The 22,889-nt window shown below is 27.7% G+C and carries 18 protein-coding genes; 15 read left to right on the forward strand and 3 right to left on the reverse strand.

Annotated elements, in window-relative coordinates:
- The first annotated feature begins 27 nt into the window (after positions 1–27).
- The 3 genes from E7Y35_RS05450 to tyrS are packed head-to-tail and all read left to right on the forward strand — an operon-like array spanning position 28 to position 2,184.
- On the forward strand, positions 28–381 hold the full coding sequence (locus E7Y35_RS05450; protein ID WP_070407141.1) for a hypothetical protein: 354 nt from the start codon (positions 28–30) through the stop codon (positions 379–381).
- Positions 382–383: 2 nt separating this feature from the next.
- The gene (locus E7Y35_RS05455) at positions 384–890 is read left to right on the forward strand and encodes a hypothetical protein (RefSeq protein WP_283271980.1); all 507 of its coding nucleotides are present in this window, start codon (positions 384–386) and stop codon (positions 888–890) included.
- 43 nt (positions 891–933) lie between these two features.
- Positions 934–2,184, forward strand: a complete 1,251-nt coding sequence (gene tyrS / locus E7Y35_RS05460) for a tyrosine--tRNA ligase (RefSeq protein WP_349306612.1) — start codon at positions 934–936, stop codon at positions 2,182–2,184.
- Positions 2,185–2,240: 56 nt separating this feature from the next.
- Here tyrS and E7Y35_RS05465 read toward each other — a convergent pair whose 3' ends face one another.
- A complete protein-coding gene (locus E7Y35_RS05465; RefSeq protein WP_283271982.1) occupies positions 2,241–2,486 on the reverse strand; it encodes a hypothetical protein in 246 nt (81 codons plus the stop codon).
- Between the two features lie 220 nt (positions 2,487–2,706).
- On the opposite strand from E7Y35_RS05465, the gene E7Y35_RS05470 reads away from it, so the two are divergent.
- Both E7Y35_RS05470 and E7Y35_RS05475 read left to right on the forward strand, forming a co-directional pair.
- A complete protein-coding gene (locus E7Y35_RS05470) occupies positions 2,707–3,987 on the forward strand; it encodes an AAA family ATPase (protein WP_283271983.1) in 1,281 nt (426 codons plus the stop codon).
- Positions 3,987–4,481: an RloB domain-containing protein gene (locus E7Y35_RS05475; protein WP_283271984.1), complete on the forward strand. Its 495-nt coding sequence runs from the start codon at positions 3,987–3,989 to the stop codon at positions 4,479–4,481. The genes E7Y35_RS05470 and E7Y35_RS05475 overlap by 1 nt, the downstream gene beginning before the upstream one ends.
- A 95-nt stretch (positions 4,482–4,576) precedes the next feature.
- Here the strand turns inward: E7Y35_RS05475 and E7Y35_RS05480 are convergent, their stop codons facing one another.
- The gene (locus tag E7Y35_RS05480; protein ID WP_283271985.1) at positions 4,577–4,924 is read right to left on the reverse strand and encodes a hypothetical protein; all 348 of its coding nucleotides are present in this window, start codon (positions 4,922–4,924) and stop codon (positions 4,577–4,579) included.
- Positions 4,925–5,239: 315 nt separating this feature from the next.
- Between E7Y35_RS05480 and E7Y35_RS05485 the strand changes: the two genes are divergently transcribed.
- From E7Y35_RS05485 to mgtA (E7Y35_RS05525), 9 genes are all read left to right on the forward strand, one after another.
- Positions 5,240–5,917 (forward strand): hypothetical protein, encoded by a 678-nt coding sequence (locus E7Y35_RS05485; protein ID WP_283271986.1) that lies wholly within the window; start codon positions 5,240–5,242, stop codon positions 5,915–5,917.
- 76 nt (positions 5,918–5,993) lie between these two features.
- Positions 5,994–7,640: a lipoprotein gene (locus tag E7Y35_RS05490; RefSeq protein ID WP_283271987.1), complete on the forward strand. Its 1,647-nt coding sequence runs from the start codon at positions 5,994–5,996 to the stop codon at positions 7,638–7,640.
- Between the two features lie 220 nt (positions 7,641–7,860).
- Positions 7,861–8,154, forward strand: coding sequence for a PTS sugar transporter subunit IIB (locus E7Y35_RS05495; RefSeq protein ID WP_283271988.1), 294 nt, complete (start codon positions 7,861–7,863; stop codon positions 8,152–8,154).
- A gap of 209 nt (positions 8,155–8,363) precedes the next feature.
- Entirely contained in the window at positions 8,364–8,492 is a 129-nt protein-coding gene (locus tag E7Y35_RS05500; protein ID WP_283271989.1) for a hypothetical protein, read from the forward strand.
- Positions 8,493–8,570: 78 nt separating this feature from the next.
- Entirely contained in the window at positions 8,571–11,285 is a 2,715-nt protein-coding gene (mgtA, locus tag E7Y35_RS05505; RefSeq protein ID WP_283271990.1) for a magnesium-translocating P-type ATPase, read from the forward strand.
- 207 nt (positions 11,286–11,492) lie between these two features.
- Positions 11,493–13,067: an APC family permease gene (locus E7Y35_RS05510; protein WP_283271991.1), complete on the forward strand. Its 1,575-nt coding sequence runs from the start codon at positions 11,493–11,495 to the stop codon at positions 13,065–13,067.
- Positions 13,068–13,248: 181 nt separating this feature from the next.
- On the forward strand, positions 13,249–14,889 hold the full coding sequence (locus tag E7Y35_RS05515; protein ID WP_283271992.1) for a lipoprotein: 1,641 nt from the start codon (positions 13,249–13,251) through the stop codon (positions 14,887–14,889).
- Positions 14,890–15,388: 499 nt separating this feature from the next.
- On the forward strand, positions 15,389–16,279 hold the full coding sequence (locus E7Y35_RS05520; RefSeq protein WP_283271993.1) for a hypothetical protein: 891 nt from the start codon (positions 15,389–15,391) through the stop codon (positions 16,277–16,279).
- Between the two features lie 449 nt (positions 16,280–16,728).
- Positions 16,729–19,461, forward strand: coding sequence for a magnesium-translocating P-type ATPase (gene mgtA, locus E7Y35_RS05525; RefSeq protein WP_283271994.1), 2,733 nt, complete (start codon positions 16,729–16,731; stop codon positions 19,459–19,461).
- A 67-nt stretch (positions 19,462–19,528) separates the two neighbouring features.
- Here the strand turns inward: mgtA (E7Y35_RS05525) and E7Y35_RS05530 are convergent, their stop codons facing one another.
- Positions 19,529–20,881 (reverse strand): M17 family metallopeptidase, encoded by a 1,353-nt coding sequence (locus E7Y35_RS05530; RefSeq protein ID WP_283271995.1) that lies wholly within the window; start codon positions 20,879–20,881, stop codon positions 19,529–19,531.
- A 130-nt stretch (positions 20,882–21,011) separates the two neighbouring features.
- Between E7Y35_RS05530 and pepF the strand changes: the two genes are divergently transcribed.
- Positions 21,012–22,817 carry an oligoendopeptidase F gene (gene pepF / locus E7Y35_RS05535; RefSeq protein WP_283271996.1) on the forward strand — a complete coding sequence of 602 codons (1,806 nt, stop codon included), beginning with the start codon at positions 21,012–21,014 and terminating at the stop codon, positions 22,815–22,817.
- Positions 22,818–22,889: the final 72 nt, after the last annotated feature.

Here is a 22,889-nt window from a genome sequence, read left to right on the forward strand (position 1 = left end):
ATTCGGTGAGAAAAAAGGGTGAAAAAAATGATATATATCTTAGCAACTAGTGATGATTTATTAATTTCACAAACAATTTTAATTATTGTTTTATTATGTTTAGCAATTGTATTTTGTTGTTATGGAATTATTGCGGCACGGAAAGTTGCAATTGCTGCTAAGAAATTTGATTATTTTGTTGAAGACTTAACTTATAAATCAGAAATGTTAAACTCTACTGTTGATACAGTTGTTAAAGTTTCAAATTATATTGATGTCTTTGAAGCTTTTGCTAAACGGAATGTTAAAGCATGAGTAAAAGTTATTGCCCGTAATAAAGATATTGCTTATCGAATTGTTGATAAATTAAAAGATTTTGCTAATTCTGATGAGAAGGAATAATTATGGCTTTTAAGTTTGTTAAAACATTAGCAATTATGGTAACGGGGATGCTTATTGCTCCCAAAAAAGGATCAGAATTACGGCAAGATTTTATTAATTTAGTTAAAAAGTATAATCCACAATTGAAAAAAATGGTTAATAAGATTGAAATTGTGTGAGAAAAATCACAAGGAATTGAATCAGATGAAGTAGCAGCTGATATTGAATTACGAATTAAAGATGTTAAGGGAGCAGTAGAAATTTTAGATTCTGCTTCAACAAAAGAAATGGCTTATAAAGTATTGAAAAAAATTGATGTTGGGACAGTAAAATTAATTAAAGCTGCTGCAAAATCACCGAACGTTCGTGCTGTTGCGAAGGATTTAGCTAAAATAACAGTTTCGGCAATTGATGCGGGAATTAAAGTAAACGAAGATTTGAAAAAAACATCAGCGTCAATTTCAGAAAAAATTATTGAAGAGGAAAAACCTAATCAAATTAAAAAAATCGCAAAAGTCGAGAAAGAATAACTCTAACAAATTAGAGTTTTTTAAATAGTAAAGGGAATAAATGATGGTAAAAAATATTATAGAAGAGTTAAGATGACGCGGTTTATTAAAACAAGTAACTAATGAGACAAAATTATTAAAGGCCCAAACTTTTAAAAAAGGAGTTTATTGTGGTTTTGATCCAACCGGTGATTCATTACATGTTGGTCATTTAATTCAAATTATGTTACTAAAACGCTTTGAAATGTTTGGTTTTCAGCCAATTGCAATTATTGGTGGTGGAACAGGAATGATTGGTGATCCAAGTGGCAAAAAAGCAGAACGGGTATTATTAGATGACCAGACAATTGTGCATAATGTCCAAGCAATAAGTAAACAAATGCAACAATTAATTGGAGAAAACATAAGAATGGTTAATAATGCTGATTGGTTACAAAAAATGACTTTAATTGATTTTTTACGAAATGTTGGAAAAGATTTTAATATTAGTTATTTATTAGCAAAAGAAAATATTGCAACAAGAATTGATGTTGGTTTATCATATACCGAGTTTGCTTATACTTTATTACAAGCATATGATTTTTACCAATTATATATTAATTATGATTGCGCTGTTCAAACAGGAGGAAGTGATCAATGAGGGAATATCACGTCAGGGACAGACTATATTCATAAACAAATTGGGGAAGATAATTTAGCATGTGGTCTGACAATGAATTTATTAACCAAAGCTGATGGAACAAAATTTGGCAAAACAGAATCAGGAGCAGTTTGGTTAGATCCAGAAAAAACTTCGCCGTATGAATTTTATCAATTCTTCTTTAATCAAGATGACCAAGAAACTGGCAAATTGTTACGTTATTTAACAATGCTAAGTGAAGCAGAAATTATTACAATTGAAAAAGAACATCAAAAAGAACCAGCAAAGCGAATTGCGCAAAAAAAATTAGCAGAAGCAGTAACATTATTTGTACATCAAGCGGAAGGTTTGACAACTGCACAAATTGTTAGTGAAGCATTATTTAGTGGTAATTTGCATCAATTATCTGTCCACCAGTTAGATCAATTACAAAGTAGTTTACCATTTTTTTCATTAAGAACTTTTGATTTGCCAATCCTTGATTTATTAGTTCAAGCTGAAATTGTAATGTCAAAACGAGAAGGGCGAGAGTTCTTAGAACAAGGAGCAATTACGGTGAATGGTGACATTGTTGGTGATGAAACTTGAACTGTTACAAAAGATAAATTTTTATTTAATAAATACTTAATTGTTCGTCGTGGAAAACGAAAATATTATTTAATTTCTTGTGAATAATTGATTATTTAAAATAAAATACACACTTGCAAAAGTGTGTATTTTAAGATATAAAATTATTTTAGTTCAACGGTTTTACTTTTAATTGTTTTATTTTTATTTTTAACATAAAGGCGAGTATAATAAATTACTTGAATTAACAATACAACAAAGATGTTAATGAATGCAAATAAACGACAATGTCAAGGTGTTTGCGGTAATGCTAAAACAGCAATCAATAATGCTAAAGCATACGCATTTAGTGTTCCTCAGATTGTAATTTTATGTCATAATTTCAATTTTCTTTTAGTAGTTTTTTTCATGTTTAGAACCTTTCTGGTATATTTGACCATTTATATATGTGTAAAATTACACTTGCTACTATTTTAACTCAAAAATCTTAAAATATGTTTTTTATTAGTTAATTTTTAATATTTTTTGATATTTTAAGTTAAAAATAAATGACTTATTATTCATAAAATGAGATTTTTCTCATTTTTAATGTATAATTGAAGATATAAAATTACAAGGGAGCATATTATTATGAACAATTTTTTAATTAAGACAATAAAATTTAGTGGCTTTCGAAAATTTGATAAAGAAGTAGAAATAAAATTTGATACTAATAAAAATTTATATAATTATAAGCATTCAATTAAAGAAATAAAATTTAAAAATAACGAAACAAAGGATTTTAATTCTGTTATTGGTATTATTGGTGCCAATGCTTCGGGGAAATCGACAATTTTAGAATTATTTTTAAAATATCAACAATTTAATGAGACGGGTTTAATTTTTAATAAGGAAATTATTAATCCGATTGGAATGAAATATCGTAGTCAACAAAAAATATTTAATCAATCAGATTTTAATACTAATAGTAACTGTATTAGAATTATGGTTTTTTTCGCAACTGATGATGGAAACTATACTCATGAAGTAATAATTAGAAATCCACATTTTTTTGAAGAAACAATTTTTAAAAATAAAGAAATTATTTGACAGCAAGTGAATGGTGATTTGCCTAAACTAAATTTTTTACGTTTCTATTTATTAGCAAATTCACAAATTAAAAAAAATGAGAGCAATCAATTTATAAATTTATTAACTGATGAAGCTAATACATTTGGTGAAATGTTACTAAAAATGTTTAAGTCTTTCTTTAGTTTTAATCTTATTTTAGAAAAACAATATTTAATTGATGAAAGTTTAAATGAGTTATTTTTACATAGTACTAGAAATTCTGAATCACAACAATTGTTACAGCAAAAAATTAATATTATTATTTCAACTATTGATCCAAGTGTTAGGGGTGTATCATTTCAAGTTAAAAAGATTACAGATCCCTATAATTTTAATAAAACGATAAAACAGTTATCAATTCAACATGTTGAATTAAAAGATGGCACTAAAATCCCATTTTTTCTTCTTTCTGAAGGGACATTAAAATTTATGTCAAAAATATTAATGCTGTTAAGAATTACAGAAAAATTAGAAACTTATAGTTATATTTTAATAGATGAGTTAGATAATTCATGACATCCAAATTTAACGCGTTTTTTTATTAGATTATTTAAAGCAAATTTCTTTAAAAATATTATTCTAATTTTTACTGCCCATAATCCTTATATTTTTGAAGAAGTTAGAAAAGATGCTATTTATATAATTGATCGCGATAATAATGTGACATCTTTTAATGAATTACGTTGAAATAATAAACCAATTCGAAATGATTTTAAATTTTCGAAAAATTATTTTGATGAAGTTATTGGCTCACATCCTTCTAATGATGATTTTGAGAATTTTTGTGAGGAAATGATTTAATGGTATCATTGCACAAATATGTCATTATTTGTTTTGAAGGAAAGGAAGCTAATACAGAGAAAAAATATTTTAAGGGTATTAATAATAATGAAAAAATAAAAGATGAAATTTTTGCAATAACTCATTTGACATTTAAGAGTTTAAGAATTAAAAGTGATGGAGATTATAAGAAAAAATTAGAAACTATACTTCTTTCAGTCACACCAGGTAACTCAAATTTTAGGGTTTTTATTATTTTAGATAATGATAATGAAGCTATTAATAATATTAAGAAATATAGAAATAAAATTTTTAGTATCATTGCAGATATTTTAGATATTGAGGAGAAAAATATATTTTTAATTGAGTTGCCTTTAAATAAAACATTTGAATATTATTTAAAATTGCATTTTCCTGATTATGATGTTTCAAAAGATGATAAGATTTTTATTAAGGAACAATTAGGCTCTAATTATAAACAAAAAATGTTGATTATTTTAATAAGTTATTATTAACTAATAATTTCAGTTGTTTGGAAAAAAATTTAAAAGCAATTAAATGTGACTATCTTAAATTAATAAATAAAAAATAATACAAAATGTATTATTTTTTATTTATTAATTAGGATTTTCTTTTTACTTAATTCTAATTCACTTTTAGATTTTTCATATATTTCAACAATTGCTTTATGACGCAGATATTCTTCTTCAGAAATATTTTGGATTATGCGTTCCTTAATTTCATCTTCAATAAACAAAGATATATGTTTGTTTAATGTATTAATTGCTTTTTCGATTTCTTCGTTTGTTGCAACATAATCAGAAATTAATTCAAATTTTTCTTCTCAATTTAAACTATTAACAAATTCTAAGATAAATCGCGGATTCTCTTTAATATATTCTGATAAAGGCTTATCAACATGTTCGTCAATAAAAATATCAATTTTTTCTGGTAACATTTATGTTTTATACCTCCTGAATTTTTTATGTCAATAATTTTATTTCTTTAAATTATCAACTTCATTTTAATTATAGCATTTATTTTTTAAAAAAAATTTTTGCATTTTTAAAAATAAATATATATAATAATTTAAAGTACCGGAAGTAATTCTATAAAGGCAAGGTATAAAAAGATGGACAAACTAATTTTTACTTTTTTTGGGTTTACATATATTGATTGAGAATTATTATTTTTTATTGCTAAAATACTAGTTTTTTTTGCGGTCCTTTATTTTGCCTCATATATTACTAATCTTTGTGTTTTAAGAATAAGAATGAAAAAAACTTTGGCAATTATATTTTTAATTGCAATTCAAGTTAGTTTTTATTTTTTATTAACAGGTACCTCACGTTTGCTAATTATTCATAATTTATTGCACTTAATGACTTTTATTATTAGTTGATGAGTTTTAATTGGTAAGCAATATTTCCCAAATTATTATACTGATTCAATCATTTGTGCTGTGTCCATTACTTTCGGAATTCTTTTAATTGCAACATATTTAATTGAAAAAGTTGAAGTTAAGATGGCAGATAGTACTGTTATTTTTGGTTTTTTAGGTTTTGTTTCAGTTATTGTAACATTATATTTTTTCCGTCAATTGTGAGCAAAATATTTAAAAATGGTTTTAGTCAATAAGATTTTAATTTATGTTAATGCTATGAAAGCAAATCATAGTGTTTTATTTGAAAATAATTTGTCAGTTGTACTGTTTTCTCAAAGTGTTTTTGTGTTGTTTTCAATTGCTTTTTCAGTTGATAGTTCAATTATGGTTTATAAGATTTTATTAATTTTTAAGAAGTATAAAATTAAGCAGAACCTTCGTTTGGTTTCTTTAATTGATTTAGATAATATTATTAAATGACTACAAATGTATATGCTAGTTAATAAACGTGGTGAAAAAGAATTAAAAATAATTGTTAATGGTTATAAACGGGAGTTATTGAATTAGAATGTTTTCTTAGATAGTTATTTTTGACTAAATAAAAGTTTTTATTGATAGTAGAGAGTGTAAAGGAGACAAAGAAATGAAAAAACTTTTAACTATTTTAGGGAGTTTTGTTTTAACTAGTTCAGGGGCTTTAAGTGTTATAGCATGTCAAAATCAACCTTCTGTTGTAAAACCAACCAATGATCCAAATTCTGAGCCTCCACAAGACAAACCATTTGACGAGAGTGAAAAAGATCCTCTTCAACAGAAAAAAAATAGAATTATTAATAAATTAAATCGTTTTTCTGAATTAACACCAATAATTGTTGACAGTAATGATTTTCAGACAGTTAATGGTGATGATGCATTTGATATTTTAAAAAGTAATTTTACTGACTTTGGTGATGATTTAACATTAGCACAAACTAATTTCAACAAAATTGAAGTTGTTGATAACTCAACAATGCATTATGGGAAATTAGAATTAACGGCAAATTTTAAGGGAGAAGAATTAATTAATCCAAAAACAAAGGATAATAATTTTTCTGTGGCAGTTACTACTAATAATTTAAAATTAACAAATGAAACAATTCAGAAATTAAATCAAAGTTTAACAATTGTTTTTTCAAAAATGAACCTTCCAATTGCGGGTAGTAATTTACCAATTAAAACTATTTTGGACTTAATTGTTCAGTTTGGTTTATTTAATAATGTACCAACTGTTATTCCAACAAAATTTGATGATAGTGATGCAAATTGAAAAGGATGACAAAATTTTGTTAATTCATTAACTACTTTACCATTTGTTGGTGAGTTTCTTAAAGATGGGGTTATTGATCAGACAATTAACGAAAAAATCCCGTTAGGAGGAACAGTAACAGTTACTATTAAAGGAAAATATCTTGATATTTTAAATAGTTTAGCACCAGATATCATTCATTTTCGTAATTTTATCATTGAACAACATCAACAGCAAAAATCACAAAATTTATTGTTGCTATTAATTCAGTACTTATTTGATACACCACGAAACATTAATAATGATGGTTTTTTAAATGTTAATAAAAATCTCGATAGCAATAAGGGTGGTAAAATTAAATTTACTACTAATTTAGAACATATTTTGCATAATTTATTTGATGGTTGAAACAACAAAAGTAATGAATGATCAGCTGTTAGAACCCCAATTTCAGTTGTGGTTGTGATTAAAGTGCTTTTAATAACAACAACTATTAATATTAAATATGAAAAAGTTCCAGTACCTTTCTGAAAAATATTAGCATTAACATCGGGTACAGAAGGAATTATTGATATTCTTCCGATTAACCATCTTAAATCTTTTGTTAATCAACTATTTAATTATGATTTAAATTCGGATTTAAAATTAACAGCTCGTATTATTAAGTGAGATACTTCTTTTTCAATTCCCCTTAATAAAACAATTCAGCAATTAATTCCAACAATGCTAAAAGTTAATGGTCATAGTGATGAAGCAATTGCTGATAGTGATGTTAGATTAACTAGTGGTAAAATGCATATTGAATATCAAGATCAACCAAATGGTGAATGAAAATTAGCGAATAGTGTTGATGATTTAACATCCGCACTTGATATGCGAATTAATATTGATGGGATCGGTTTTACTGTTAAATCAATTAATGATAAAACAATTTTATTTAAAACAACTAATGAAGACTTACATATGATTTTTATTCCGGATATTGACTCAAACATTTTAAGTTAACAATTCCTGACAAAGTTGCTATAGATTTTTCAACGATAAACAAGGGATAAATAATAAATATAAATGACTTTGATAATAACATCAAAGTCATTTTTTTAGTTTAAAATTTGATTTTATGATGAATCTCCTTTGTTAACAACCATTTTTTAAATCATTGCATTTTTAATTTATAATCAGTATAATTTAATGTGAATAGGTATAGGAAAAATGGAGGCTTTATATGAAAAAGATTAGTTTAATTTGTTCAGCGGGGATTAGTACTAATCGAATTTTAGATAAGATCAATGATGTTATTACAAAAAATAATTATGATATGCAGTTTTTTGCAATAACACCAGAAGAATTAGAAAATGATGATTATGATATTATTTTATTAGCCCCGCAAGTTGAATATTTAACAACAAAAATAAAAGCTATTTTAAAAAATAGTAAAGTTGTTGTTTTACCATCTGAATTGTATATTAATAATGATTCAGAAGGGATTATTAATTTTGTCAATACATTATCGGATTAGATTAAACAAAATAGTGCAAAGATAGTTTTCCTTGATTTCTGGCATTATTTTTTTATTTTTCGAGATATTAGCCATTATTTTTTATCAAACTTTTTACTTATTTTTGTTACAAAATAAAAATATTTTTTATATAAAAGGTATATACTTTATTTTTTGTGTTAGAATATATGTGTATTATTTTTGACTAAAGAAAGAGTGGTGATATTTCTATGCTTGGACAACAGGAACAGTCCGGAACCAGGGACCGGTTAACAAAGGGTATTAATTTTAATAAAAGTAATACATTATTTAATGTTGTTTTTGACCATCAAAGAGATAATCACCGTAATTATGCATAATTGCTAATATTTTTGTTTGCGTTGATTTGTCTTCTTATTTTGTTGTGTCAAGAAACAAAGTAAGAAAGGAAACAGAACATGTTTGGGAGAGATAAAACAAAAGAAGCTTTATTAAAAAAGCTAAATTTTAACGATAAAAAATTAAAATCATGTTCAAAACTTAACCAAACTGAATTATTAACTGAATTTAAAGATAATCAGTTTGGGGTAAGAACTACTAATGTAGAAAATTTACAAAAAGAATATGGATATAATAAAGTAGATCCTACAAAATTCAATTGAGTTTTAAATTTTTTTAAATCATTTTTTGGGCCATTTAACATAGTTTTAATGGTAATTAGTGTTTGAAACTTTTATGAATTTTTCTCTACTCCTGTTGCTGAACGGGGAATTGCGGATGTTTTACCAGCAATTATTGTGGCGATAATGATTTTTGCTAGTGGGACAGTTGTTTACATTCAAACAATTAAAGCTCACTTTGTGACAAAAAAATTAATTAGTATTGTTAGCAATAAGGCAATGGTAATTCGAGATATAGAAGGATATGCCAACATTAATCAGGATAATATGTTTGAGCTAATTAAAAAAGGCGAAGATATTGATGTTCGTGATTTAGTGCCGGGTGATTTGATTTACTTATCAAGTGGGGATATGGTTCCTGCAGATGTTCGAATTTTAGTTAGTCGTGATTTATTTATTAACCATGCTTCATTAACAGGAGAATCAATGCCAGTTGAAAAGCATGCAATAACAGATAATACTAATCTATTAGAATTAGAAAATATTTGTTTAATGGGAACAAGTGTTGTTTCAGGAAGTGCAATTGCAATGGTTGTGCAAACGGGGGTTAAAACATACTTTTCATCAATTTCAAGTGCATTACAAGAAAAACGCCCATTAACAAATTTTCAAACAGGAGTACAACGAGTGACGTTTTTATTAATTATGTTTGTGCTAATTATGGCTCCAATTATTTACCTAATTTATTCAGGAACTAAAAATGATTGATTAGGGGGATTGACATGAACAGCGGCAGCGGCAGTTGGGATTGTTCCAGAAATGTTACCAATGATTGTAACAAGCAACTTAGCACGTGGGGCTCGGAAAATGAGTCGTAGTAAACTTGTTTTTAAAAATTTAGGAGCAATTCAAAATTTAGGAGCAATTGATGTGTTATGCACTGATAAAACAGGAACATTAACAAATGATAAAATTGAGCTAATTAATTATGCAAGTTTAGATAATAAAAAAGAAACAGATTTATTGAAATTTTTATACTTAAATAGCTACTTTCAAACTGGAATTAAAAATCCATTAGATACAGCAATTATTGATCATGTTAAAGAAAGTTCATATTATTTTACTCCTGATAAATATCAAAAAATTGATGAAATTCCTTTTGATTTTGAACGTCGACGTCTAACAATTATTGTTAAAAATGAAGAAGAAACAAAATTAATTTCAAAAGGGGCAATTGAGGAAATTATTAATGTATCAAATAAAATCTATTATCAAAATAAAGTTGTTGATTTAGATGATGAAATGAAAAAACAAATTACTAGTACTGTCACACGTTTAAACAACCAAGGATATCGTGTTTTAGGAATCGGATATAAAGTTGTGAATGATGATAAAAAAACATACAGTGTTAGTGATGAAAAAGATTTAGTTTTTTATGGATATGTAACATTCTTAGATGTTCCAAAACCATCAGCAGCAAAAATGGTAAAAGTATTAGCTGCTCGTGGAGTTGATTTAAAAATTTTAACAGGAGATAATGCTGCTGTAACTCGTTCAATTTGTGAGCGTGTTGGAATGCAAATTAAGGGGATTATTTCGGGTGAAGAGTTAGACAAATTAACTGATTATGAATTAAAACGTGCGGTTGAAATTAATAATGTGTTTGTTAAACTAAATCCAACCGAAAAATCAAGAATTATTGCTTTGCTAAAAGCTAATAACCATGTTGTTGGTTTTATGGGTGATGGAATTAATGATGTTCCTGTGTTACGCCAAAGCGATATTGCAATTTCAGTTAATAATGCAACTGATGTTGCTAAAGAAGCATCCGATATTATTTTATTAGAAAAATCATTAGATGTAATTGAACATGGAATTGAACAAGGACGTTTAACATTTGGAAATATTTTAAAATATATTAAAATAACAATGGCGTCACAATTTGGTAATGTTTTTACATTAATTATTGTGGCATGATGAATCCCATTTACGCCAATGTTACCAGTGCAAATGTTATTTCAAAATTTAATTTATGATTTCTCACAATTTGCAATTGTGTTTGATCGTGTTGATGAAGATTTCTTACTACAACCACAGCGTTGACGTACAAAGGGAATGTTATCATTTACCTTTGTTAATGGACCAATTAGTAGTGTCTTTGACATAATTACCTTTGTAATTTTAGGATATGGTTTTGGTGTCTTTAATGCATATGCTGCTGATCCAAATTCAGCAAATGCTGCGTATCATGTTGCTATTTTCCAATCAGGGTGATTTATTGAAGGACTAATTACGCAATCAGTAGTAATGTTAATGTTCAGAACAAAACAAATTCCATTTATTCAATCAAGACCAACTTGACCAGTTAATGTATCAACAGGAATTGTTGTGGTATTAGGATTCTTAATTCCTTATGTCTTTAACAATGTCTTTCCAATGACTGCGCCTCCATTGGTATATATTCCAATTGTTTTAGGGGTCATTGTTGCATATTGCATTACCGCGCAATTATCAAAAGTTGGTTATATGAAAGTGGTAAAAAATTGATTATAAAATAACAATAAACAAGAATTTAGAAGAAATATGCCATAAATTTGGTTATTTCTTCTATTTTTTATTGTAATTGTTATTTTAATGATAAAATTCTAAATATATTTATGTTAAAATTTTGATATTAAATAATATACTGGGATTATTATTTAGCGTTTCATAATTTTGAGAACTGGAAAATTAAATTAATAGAAAGAATGAGGTGAAATTATGCAAAAGAAAACTGCACAAAAATATGGATTTTTTATGTGTTTTTGTATGGTTGTTGGAACAGTTGTTGGAACTGGAATCTTCTTTAAAAACGAGGGTGTGTATGGATTAACAAATGGGAACGGTATTCTAGGATTAATTGCTTGAATTATCGGAGGAGTAATGGCGCTTTCATTTGGATTATCATTTATGGAAATTTCATCGGCAAAACAAGATTCTAATTCAGGAGTTGCTTTGTATGCAAAATTATTTGGTGGCAAACGCTTTGGACGTGTGGTTCGAAATGCGATGAATCATATTTATATTCCATTAACTACTTTTACGGTGGCTTATTATACAACAAAAGCATCAATTTGAGCTTTTGGTGGTGGGTTAGCAGCTGAAGTTGCTTTTAGTGAAAAGGTTGGTGGTTATGGTAACTATCAACTAGTATTGACCTTTTTTGCGATTTTTTATACTATTTTATTAATGTATATTTGTACTTATTTAGAAAAAACGGGGAAATATATTCAAATGACAACTGTTGTCTTAAAGTTAATTCCGTTAGTTTTAGTTGGTTTAATTGGAATGTTCTTTTTTAATAATGATCCAAACGCTTTTAGCAAAACTGGCTTAGGAGTTCCTGACAAGTATAAACTAGTATCAAACAAAAGCGGCTTTGAAATGATTTTAATGGCCTTACCTGGTATCTTATTTTCATTTGATGGTTTTTTATCAACAACATATATTCAAAAAGATGTTAGAAAACCAGAACGCAATATTCCATTAGCCTTAGTTTTAGGATTAAGATCAGTGACTATTCTTTATTTAATTGTTTCAATTGGAACTTTAAACTTAGATGCTAGTGGAAGTGTTGCTGCTGCCGCTGGAAATATTTTTAATAACCCTGTTACAAACAAGGTTTTTGAACGGATTATTTTCTTCTTTATTTTAATTAGTGCTTTTGGAACTTTAAATGGGTATAGTTTTTCAATGGTAAAATTAAGTCGCTCATCAATTGAAGATCATTTTATTATTGGAGCAAAATGATGTAATAAAATTGTGGCAAAACGTAGTCTTAATTTAGCAAACTTTACTGCTGCGGTGATTATAACATTAGTGTGAGGACTAATTATGGGAATTCCAACCATTTTTGCAAAAGAAACGTATAATTTTTATGACTTTATTAGTAATGCCGGAGTTGTAATGGCCTTTCTTATGTATGGGGCAATTATTGCTTTAGGAATTTATAATCGTTATCATCAACGGATTAAAACAGTTAAGAATTGGTATTTTATTCCAGCAGCTATTATTAGTGTTGTTTGTATTACAACAATTATTAGTTATAATGTTTATTCATATTTTTTAAATGCAATTGTAATGTTAGAAAAAACAGGACCAATTTTAGCGATTGTGTTATTAATTTTAATTTTAGTTTTACCATGAATTGGCTGATGAATGAGAGATAATGAGACAAAAGCAAAAAAAATTGGTGTTCAACAAGAAATAGATCGTCAAAATAGTAGTAATGGTCAGAATACTAGTTCTAATGCTATAGATAATAATGTTGAAGAAATTAAGGATAACAAAACATAGTTAGTAAAAATTTGAACATATCTTTCTGATATGTTTTTTTTTTTTTTTTGGGTACACATCCATCTCAGCGATCACACATAATTAATTATTTTCCAAGTCAGTACCTATTGCTTTTTTTTTTTTTTTTTTTTGTCATAATTTAAAATTATAACGAAAAAGCAAAGAGGAGAAAAATACTATTATGAAAAAACTATTAAGTGTTTTAGGGACAATAACATTAGTGGGGGCAGGGACTACTACGGTTATTAGTTGTACTAATATGATAGTAGATGACAATGCACCAAATGATGTTTCAGCAGCAGCTAAAGATGCTAAAGTTTTAAATGAAATCTCAAAACGAGCATCAAATGATTTGGAAACATACGCTGCAAAAAAAATGATGATTGATGAGACAAAATATGATATTAGTTTTGAAAAGTTATATCAAATGGTATCGTCAGAAAAGCCATCTGCTGTAATTGATGTTAATAATCCTGATGCAGCAAAAATTTTACAATTAGTTAGAACGGGTTTTAATGCTGAATTTGACAATATTAATAATGCAATTATTAACGATTATCCAAATTATTATCCAACAGGTGAACCGTTAGCAGTTATCGAGAATTCAGTTAAGTATAAATTAAATTATATTGATTTAAAGCAATTAGCAAAAATAATAAACGTTGATGTTACAAATGTTGATGCTGTTCGGTTAGATTTCAGTTTTAATTTTAATGTTCAATTTAAAACTTTAAGTACAACAGTCCCAATTGTAATTTCATATGTTTTAACAGGGGATGTTGAAATTGTTGAAAAGTTATTATCGGGAATTATAGCAAAGGTAGTAAAACCAATTGTGAATTATTTTAATCAGATAAAAAGTATTAAAATTGATAGTAACAAAGATTTTAGAACATTGTATGATGAGTTTGATATTATTTATAGTAATAACTATCAAAAATTAGATACTATTGTAACATTAAAACTTGAAGAACTTATTAAAACAGATCCAGATTTGGTACCATTAAAAGATCAGATTACTTTTGTTGATTCAGAGCAAATATTAAATTTAGTATCAGCTCCAATTACGGACGCTGCGGCTGGTAATGTCGCAGGTTCAAATGAAGTTTTCAATCTTATTGCAAAAAATACAACAGCTAACTGAACTGGGGAAGGATTTAATCCCGATCAATTAACGGGTCAAAAATTTTTAAGTTTTTATCGCTCAATAATGCCAATTTTCGAAACTAGTGAAGGGATTTTACAATTAGGATCGTTTAATGTTAATTTATTAAAAATTCAAGTAGCGGGATTCCCATTATCGGGGGTTGTTACAGATAATAATCAAGCTTTAAATGTTAGTGTTGAAATTTCTGTTCAAGGATTAGACAAAAAATTAACAAATTTTGGAAATATTATTTCAGCCTTTAATAAGTATTATCGGATTGAAACATATTTAACTGGTAAACGTTCAATTTTTCATGTCTCAACAAAAGATTTTGATGAAATAAAAAAATATTTAAAATCAAGTGGTAATTTGAAAAAAATGTGAAGTATTCTGGAAGAGAGTTTTAAAGCATCATCTTATGCTATTGGTTTAGAAGATCTTGATTTATTCCGGTTAGGTGAGTCATATAATGCTTTAACAGCAAACTCAATGTTATATTATGTTGATGGTGATGATAATATGCTTTATCCGAAGGGTTCATATGAACCGGGTGTAACAACTGGTGGTAATCCTTATTTTACATTTGATTATCGTTTTGGTGCTGATAAAGATAGTTCATTTATTTATTCAGTTTATAGTGGTTATCAAACAACGTTTGGACTTGTTAGAGGATAATAATCATAAAAAACGGGTTGCAATGTTAACATTGCAACCCGTTTTTTATAAAATTAATAGTCAAAGTATTATTCTATTGGTCTTTTAGTTAATGCCAAACTAGGATGTTATTTATTAATCTGCTATGATACAAGATAATATACAATTTAATATAGTTTTTTAAAAACAAATAAAAATGATATTAAAATTAAATTAATATCATTTTTATATTATGTTGGGGTAACCTTAATTTGAATACTTAATAAAGTTTTAATCTTAAAATAAGTTAAAATAAAAGTGAAAGAATAATCTTGAACGATTAACAATATAAAGTTCTAATAAACTATTTAAAATAATATTCCATATAAAATTAAATTAATGGAATTTTTAGTAAAATATATTTACATTATATTTTTTATTAATATAATTAAACTATGATTTCAATAATATATTTCTTAGTGGGATATTCTATATTATTAACGATAGTAAGGGTGGGTGGAGTACAAGGAGTATGAAAAATATGAAATCACTATTAATTATTTTATCATCTTTAACAATTAGTACATCAGCAATATTAACAACTGTACAAACTGAAACAGAAAATAAAAGTCATGAAGTACAAAAAACAAGTCTTGATCTCTCAACCGTTAATTGAAATAGCGTTAAAAATTATTTTACTTCAAAAGATTCAAGTTCATATAGTCAACTTAGTCCAACTCTTAATTTGGTAAATAATTTAGAAGAGATGCGTAAAAAAGCACAAGAAAAGTCAATTGAGTTTATTGATAGTATTAAAGATAAAAACCTAACATTTGATGAATTCCTTAAAGAAATTGATCAAAAGGGACACGATTTTAGTGAAAAAGATATGTATAAAACTCCAAGTAATATAAATGTTACACCACAATTTAATAGTATTTTATTAAATAAGAATAACTATTTTTATAATAGTACTTTTAGTAGTAATCAGGAAATTAAAAATCTAGATGATGCTAAAAAAGCTTTAGCTAAATTCGATAAAGATTTAATGATTGCACAAAATACTTTATCAACGCTTGCTGTAATTGCTGGTGTTGCTGCCGCTGGTTTTTGAGCAGCAGCATGATGATTCGGAATTAGTATCCCTTGAGCAATTGCTGCTACTGCTATTTCAGCTAGTTTAGGTGTTGCTGCCGCTGGGATCGGATTTTATCGACATAAAACTAATTTAGATCCAGGAATACTTTCTTCTGCAAGTTGAGCATGAAATATTCGAACAATTGCATCATCTTTTAAAGAAATTGTCTATCCAGTTTTAATTGCAGCAGAAACAACAGTAACAGCATCATCATGAGCCGTTCCAGCTGCTTTTGCAGCCATTGGAGCAATTGCTGTTATCTTTGCATGAGTATCAGGATTTGTTAATGTATAACAAATTTAAAAACACTGCAATATAAAGTGAATATTATAAACTAGAACTAAATTACCTGTAAATTATTTTATAGGTAATTTTATTTGATTTTGTCAAATTAATTAAAAAAGAAAGGATCTTTTTTGGTTTTAAATGCTTATTTAAGCGATATAAGCATTTAAAAATATATTTTAATAACCACATAATTTATTTCAACATAACATTTATTAATTAATATTATGGATTTTTTTGTATTATTTTCGTTATAATTAGTATGTAAAAATAAAAAAAGAAGGTTGTGGTCTAAACTATTCAAATGTATAAAAATTATGAAAAAGAAAGATATTATGGATTTAGGAATTTTATTACTTTAAAGTTTTAATTTACCAATTATTGATTTTTAATTGTGCTAAAAGTCCTAAATTTATAGTGGTTGGGATGTAATTTTTATCAGAGGAAGGAGTTTTGGAATGGCAAAAATAATAACTAAATTTAAAGGTGATAATAAAGACTTTAAGGGGCGAAAAAAAGAAGTTGGATTTTTAAAGACGGATGAAATTAAGCAAATTTCACAATTTTCGCAAGCTGAAATTTTAGAACATTTTGATCTGCAAAATTTTGGTCTAGATTATGACGAAGCAAAAGAGATGGGAAAAAAATATGGTGATAATTCACAACAAAAAGCAAAATTTCATTGGTTTAAACATTTTTTAAAAGTATTATTAAATCCCTTTAATATTGTTTTAGCAGCCATTGCAACTTATAATTTAGTAAGTTATTTTACTTTGGATGGTGATAGTTTTGAAGTAATTGGGGTTATTATTATTGCAATTATGATTATTATTAGTACTACCATTGCTTATATTCAAGATATTCGTAGTTTTTTAGTTACAAAAAAATTGACTGATTTAGTTAGTAATACAATTACCGTGATTCGGTTAGAACAAGATGAAAAAGTTGCTAATGTTTCAATTAAAAATAATACTAGTTTAATTCGAGAGGCAAAAGAATTAGAAATTCATGAATTGGTACAAGGAGATTTAATTTATTTATCAAGTGGCGACATGGTTCCTGCTGATGTTCGAGTGTTATGAAGTAATGACCTTTTTATTAATCAGTCAAGTTTAACAGGAGAATCAATTCCAATTGAAAAACATGCTAGTTATAATTCACGTAAACCAAGTTTATTAGAATTAGAAAATATTTGTTATACAGGAACTAGTGTTGTTTCAGGAAGTGCCATTGCAATTGTTGTTGGTGTCGGCCAAGATACATATTATGCAACAATTTCAAAAACATTGCAAGATAAACCACCCGAAAATAGTTTTAATCGTGGAATTAAGAGAACAACATGGTTATTATTATCTTTTATGTTTGTGATGGTCCCAATTGTTTTTGTTATCAATGGTGTTACGAAAAATGACTGATTAACAGCGCTATTATTTGCCATTTCAGTTGCGGTTGGGTTAACCCCAGAGATGTTGCCAATGATTGTAACTTCTAATTTGGCACGTGGAGCAAGTCGAATGAGTAAAGCTAAGGTTGTTGTTAAGAAATTAGAGGCTATTCAAAACTTAGGGGCAATTGATGTGTTATGTACTGATAAAACAGGGACGTTAACAAATGATAAAATTGAATTAGTTGATTATCAACTATTAGATAAGAAGAAGGATGATCGATTATTATCATATTTATACTTAAATAGTTATTTTCAAACAGGATTAAAAAATCCATTGGACAAAGCAATTATTCATTATATTGATGAGCATCATTTATCAAATTTTAAAAATGACTATCATAAAATTGATGAAATTCCGTTTGATTTTAATCGACGTAAGTTAACGGTTGTTGTTGGGAGCAAAGATGAGCACCACACTTTGATTTGTAAAGGAGCAATTGAAGAGATTGTTAAAAATTGTACAAAAATTGAATATAATGGACAAGTTGAAGATTTAACTGAAGAGCATTTACGAATGATTAATGCAACAACAGAACGAATGAATAGTCAGGGCTTGCGAGTTGTTGGGTTAGCATATAGTCATGGCCATGATGCTGATACTTATTATTCGCCAGCTGATGAAAAAGACTTAATCTTTTATGGTTTTGCTTCGTTTTTAGACAAACCAAAGCCATCAGCAGCAAAGATGATTCAATTGTTACGTAAAAATGGTGTTCAGTTAAAAATTTTAACAGGGGATAATGAGCAAGTAACACGGGCAATTTGTGATCGTGTTCATTTAAAAATTAAAGGGGTTGTAACGGGTGAATATATTGAAAAGTTAAGTGAATTTGAACTTCGTGATGTTGTTGAACAAAATAATGTTTTTGTAAAATTAAATCCATTGCAAAAAGCCAAGATTATTACCGCTTTAAAACAAAATAAACATGTTGTTGGTTTTATGGGTGATGGAATTAATGATGCGCCAGTTCTACGGCAAAGTGATGTTGCTGTTTCTGTTGATAATGCAACCGATATTGCAAAAGAGGCATCAGATATTATTTTGTTAGAAAAATCATTATTAGTATTAGAAAAGGGAATTGTTCAAGGCCGACAAATTTTTGGAAACATTCTAAAATATATTAAAATTACAATTGCTTCCAACTTTGGGAATGTATTAAGTATTTTAGTGGCTTCGGCGTGGTTACCATTTCAACCAATGATGCCAATTCAAATTTTATTTCAAAACTTATTGTATGATATGTCGCAATTGGCAGTTGCTTTTGATAAAGTTGATGCGGATTTCTTAGCAAAACCACAAACATGAACAACAAAAGATATTTTACCGTTTGTCTTTATTAATGGACCAGTCTCCTCAATTTTTGATATTTTAACCTTTGTTGTTATGGGCTACTACTTTGGTGTGCTAACCAATCCACAACACATTACTGCAGAACAAGTAACTTTATTCCAAACAGGATGATTTGTTGAAGGATTAGTGACACAAACCTTAATTGTGCAACTATATCGAACAAGAAAAATTCCATTCTTTCAATCAATGTCGTCATGACAATTATTGGTGGCAGGGGTTGCCGTGATTACGGTCGGAATTGCGTTACCATATACATCAGTGAGACCACAATTAAGTTTAGCACCATTACCAGCGATATACTTTGCTTGATTTACCTTATTAGTAGCGGGCTATTGTTTTATGAGTCAAGGCGTCAAGGTATTGTATATTAAAATATTTAAACGATGATTATAGATTTACGATTAGTAAATCTATTTTTTATGAAATAAAAAAACATCTTGCGTTGACAAGATGCTGGGTGTTAACCTTTAAACATTTCAAATAAAGTTTTAATCATAACTCCAGTTCCACGACCATCGTTAGTATCAGCTGTTCCAGCAATATCTAAATGAATATATGGTTTATCTTCAACAAATTCACATAAGAAGGCGGCAGCAGTTGAACTTCCTGCAAAGCGTGAACTTTCAGCATTAGTTAAATCAGCAATTGGTGTTTTACGCATTACTGCTGTATGTTCTTCTAAGATTGGCATTCTTCAAATTCCTTCGTGGGCATTTGTTGCGGCATTAGCAAACTGGTCATATCAACCATCATTATTAGCAAAGACCCCAGTTAATCATTTTCCTAAGGCAACTAGAATTGCCCCTGTTAAAGTTGAAGCTTCAATTAGTTTGTTAACATTTAATTTACGAATTGCATAAGTAATACCATCAGCTAAGACTAATCTTCCTTCAGCATCAGTATTGTCAATTTGAACTGTTTTTCCGTTCATTGAAGTAATAACTGATTCAGTTAGGGTTGCTTTTCCGCCAATACGGTTTTCAGTTAAACAAGCAACAGCGGCAATATTTGTTTTAACTTGTGCTTTTGCTAAAGCTAAAACTGTTGAACAAACAATAGCTGCTCCTGACATATCAAATTTCATTCCTGCCATCGCAGTTGAAGGTTTTAAATTATACCCACCACTATCAAAAGTGATTCCTTTACCAATTAAACCAACTTTTTCTTTGTTACTATGATCACCGGTGTACTCTAAGACAACAACTCGTGGTTCTAAGTAACTTCCAGCGTTAACAGATAATAATAATCCCATTTTTTCTTTTTCAATTTCTTTTTTATCTAAAATAGTAACTTTTAAATTGGTGATTCCTTTAGCAGCATCTGCAATTTTTTCGGCAAAAACTTCTGGATACATTAAATTTGGAGGTGTATCTTGCAACATACGGGCAAAATTAACAAATTCCATTTTAATTTTAATTTCTTCAAAAACAGTTGCTGCTTTATCACAATTATGAATTAAGTTAATTGTATAAGTTTCTTGTTCTTTTTTTTCTGTTTTTAAAGTATAACTATCGTTTAAAGCATATAATGTTCCTTCGGCTAGGGCTTTAAAAAGATGGCTATTTGGTTCTGCTCCTTTTTTGAAAGTATCAACTTCAATATTTAAATCATATTTTATTGTTCCCATAAATTTTTTAATAAAATCCTCAGCTTTTTTAAAAGTTAATGCTTTTTCAAAATAAACATAAATTGTTTTTTGCTCTGAAATCAATGTTGTAACACCATTTTCTTGAACAACTAATGGATTAATGTCGTCTCCTTTAAAAACTGCTTTTAATGTTAAATCTTGTTTTTTGTCATTTAATAATACCATTGTAAATTTCCCTCTTTCTATATAGGTTATTATATAAATAATATTATAACATTATATAGAATAACGACAAAAATATTTTGTTTTTCCGCTATAATATGAAATATAGTTTTGATAGAAAGAAGGATAAATAATGAAGCGAAATGACGCACCAGCACAATATAAATGAGATTTTAGCCACCTATATCAGGATAATAAGGCATGAAAAGCTGATTTAGCTAAAATTGTAAAAAAACTAGAAGAAATTATTACTTTTAAAGGAAAATTAAATGATCCAGGTGTTTTTAAAAAATATGTTTTATTGGATGAAGAAATTGATTTACTTGCTAGTAAAATGGGACAATACTTGCATATGGGGGATATTGATACAACGGATTTGTCATACCAAGAATTAGCGGGAATTTATTCGAATACTTTAAATCAAATTTCAAGTCAATTAGCTTTTATTGCTCCTGAGTTAAAGGCAATTGGTAAAGATACTGTAATGATGTGAATTAAAAATGATGCAGATCTTAGCACCTATGAATATAGTTATCGTAAGTTTTTTAAAAATGCTAAATATATTTTATCAGAACGTGATGAAGAAGTATTGGCGTTGGTTACCCGTTCTCGGGGGGTTGCTTATGATTTGTATGATTTATTAGCATATGCAGATAAAAAACCAGTTTTTATTGATTATCATGGCAAAAATACTGAATTGACAAGTGCAGTTTATAGTGAAATTATGGAAAAATCTGACCCGTTAGCTGACCAAGAATTTCGGATTAAAACCGCCCAATTATTTACAGAGCATTTAACTGATAAAAAACACTCTTTTGCTCGTGTTTATGAAGGAATTATTCAGCATAGTGTTGAAGCAGTTCGTTTGCGTGGTTATCAAAATACCTTACAAGCAGCATTAAGTAGTGATGATGTTTCTGAAGAAATTTACGCAAGTTTAATTAAATATGGTCAAGAAAATAGTCATTTATTTGTTCGTTATAATGAATTATTGAAAAAGCATTTTAAATTTAAAAAATTTTATGCAACAGATCGTAGCTTAAAGTTAGTAAGTAATGTTGCTTCGTTAGATAAAAAATATACTGTCGAAGAAGCAAAAGCAATGATTCGTGAATCATTACAACCATTAGGACAGGATTATTTAGCACAGCTAGAAGCAGCATGAAGTGATCATCGCATTGATTATTTTGAAGATACTAATAAACGAAGCGGCGCTTACTCATCGGGTGGTTCAGGAGTTGATCCAATTATTTTAATGAATTGAGATGACACAATTGGATCAGTTAATACGTTAGCACACGAGGCAGGACATTCAGTACATACATTATTAGCCGATTTAAATAATAAATATCCGTTAAATAATTATCCAATTATTTTAGCTGAAGTTGCTTCAACGGTTAATGAACACTTATTGTTTGATTACTTATATAAACATGCCACAAGTAAGGAAGAAAAAATTTATTTGTTACAAAATCGAATTGATGAAATTATGGCTACCTTTTTCCGTCAAATTCATTTTGCTGATTTTGAATGAACAGCCCATAAGATGGTTGAAAATAATGAACCATTAGATGCTGATAAATTAGCTGATCTTTTTGAACAAAAGGCAAATGAATTTGGTTACACTGTTTTTGACAAGTATGATGCAACGAAAAAATCATACGGATGACCACGAATTTTACATTTCTTTAATTCACCGTATTATGTTTATAAATATGCCACATGTATTGTCGCTTCTTTTAAACTTTATAATGATGTTATTAATGGTGAGCCAGATCACTTATTAAAATTTTTAAAACAAGGTGGTCAAAAAGAGCCATTATTAATTTTAAAAGATATTGGTATTGATTATACTGATTCAAATGTTTATACGGGTTTAATTTCTAAATTAACCGCTATGATTGATGATTTAGAACAATTATTATTAGGAAAAGCATAATACTTTTAATTATCTATAAAATAAAATAATTCGTTAAAACGAATTATTTTATTTTATAATGATTATCTTATT

Source organism: Spiroplasma sp. SV19 (assembly GCF_030060925.1).
GTDB lineage: Bacteria > Bacillota_I > Bacilli_A > Mycoplasmatales > Mycoplasmataceae > Spiroplasma.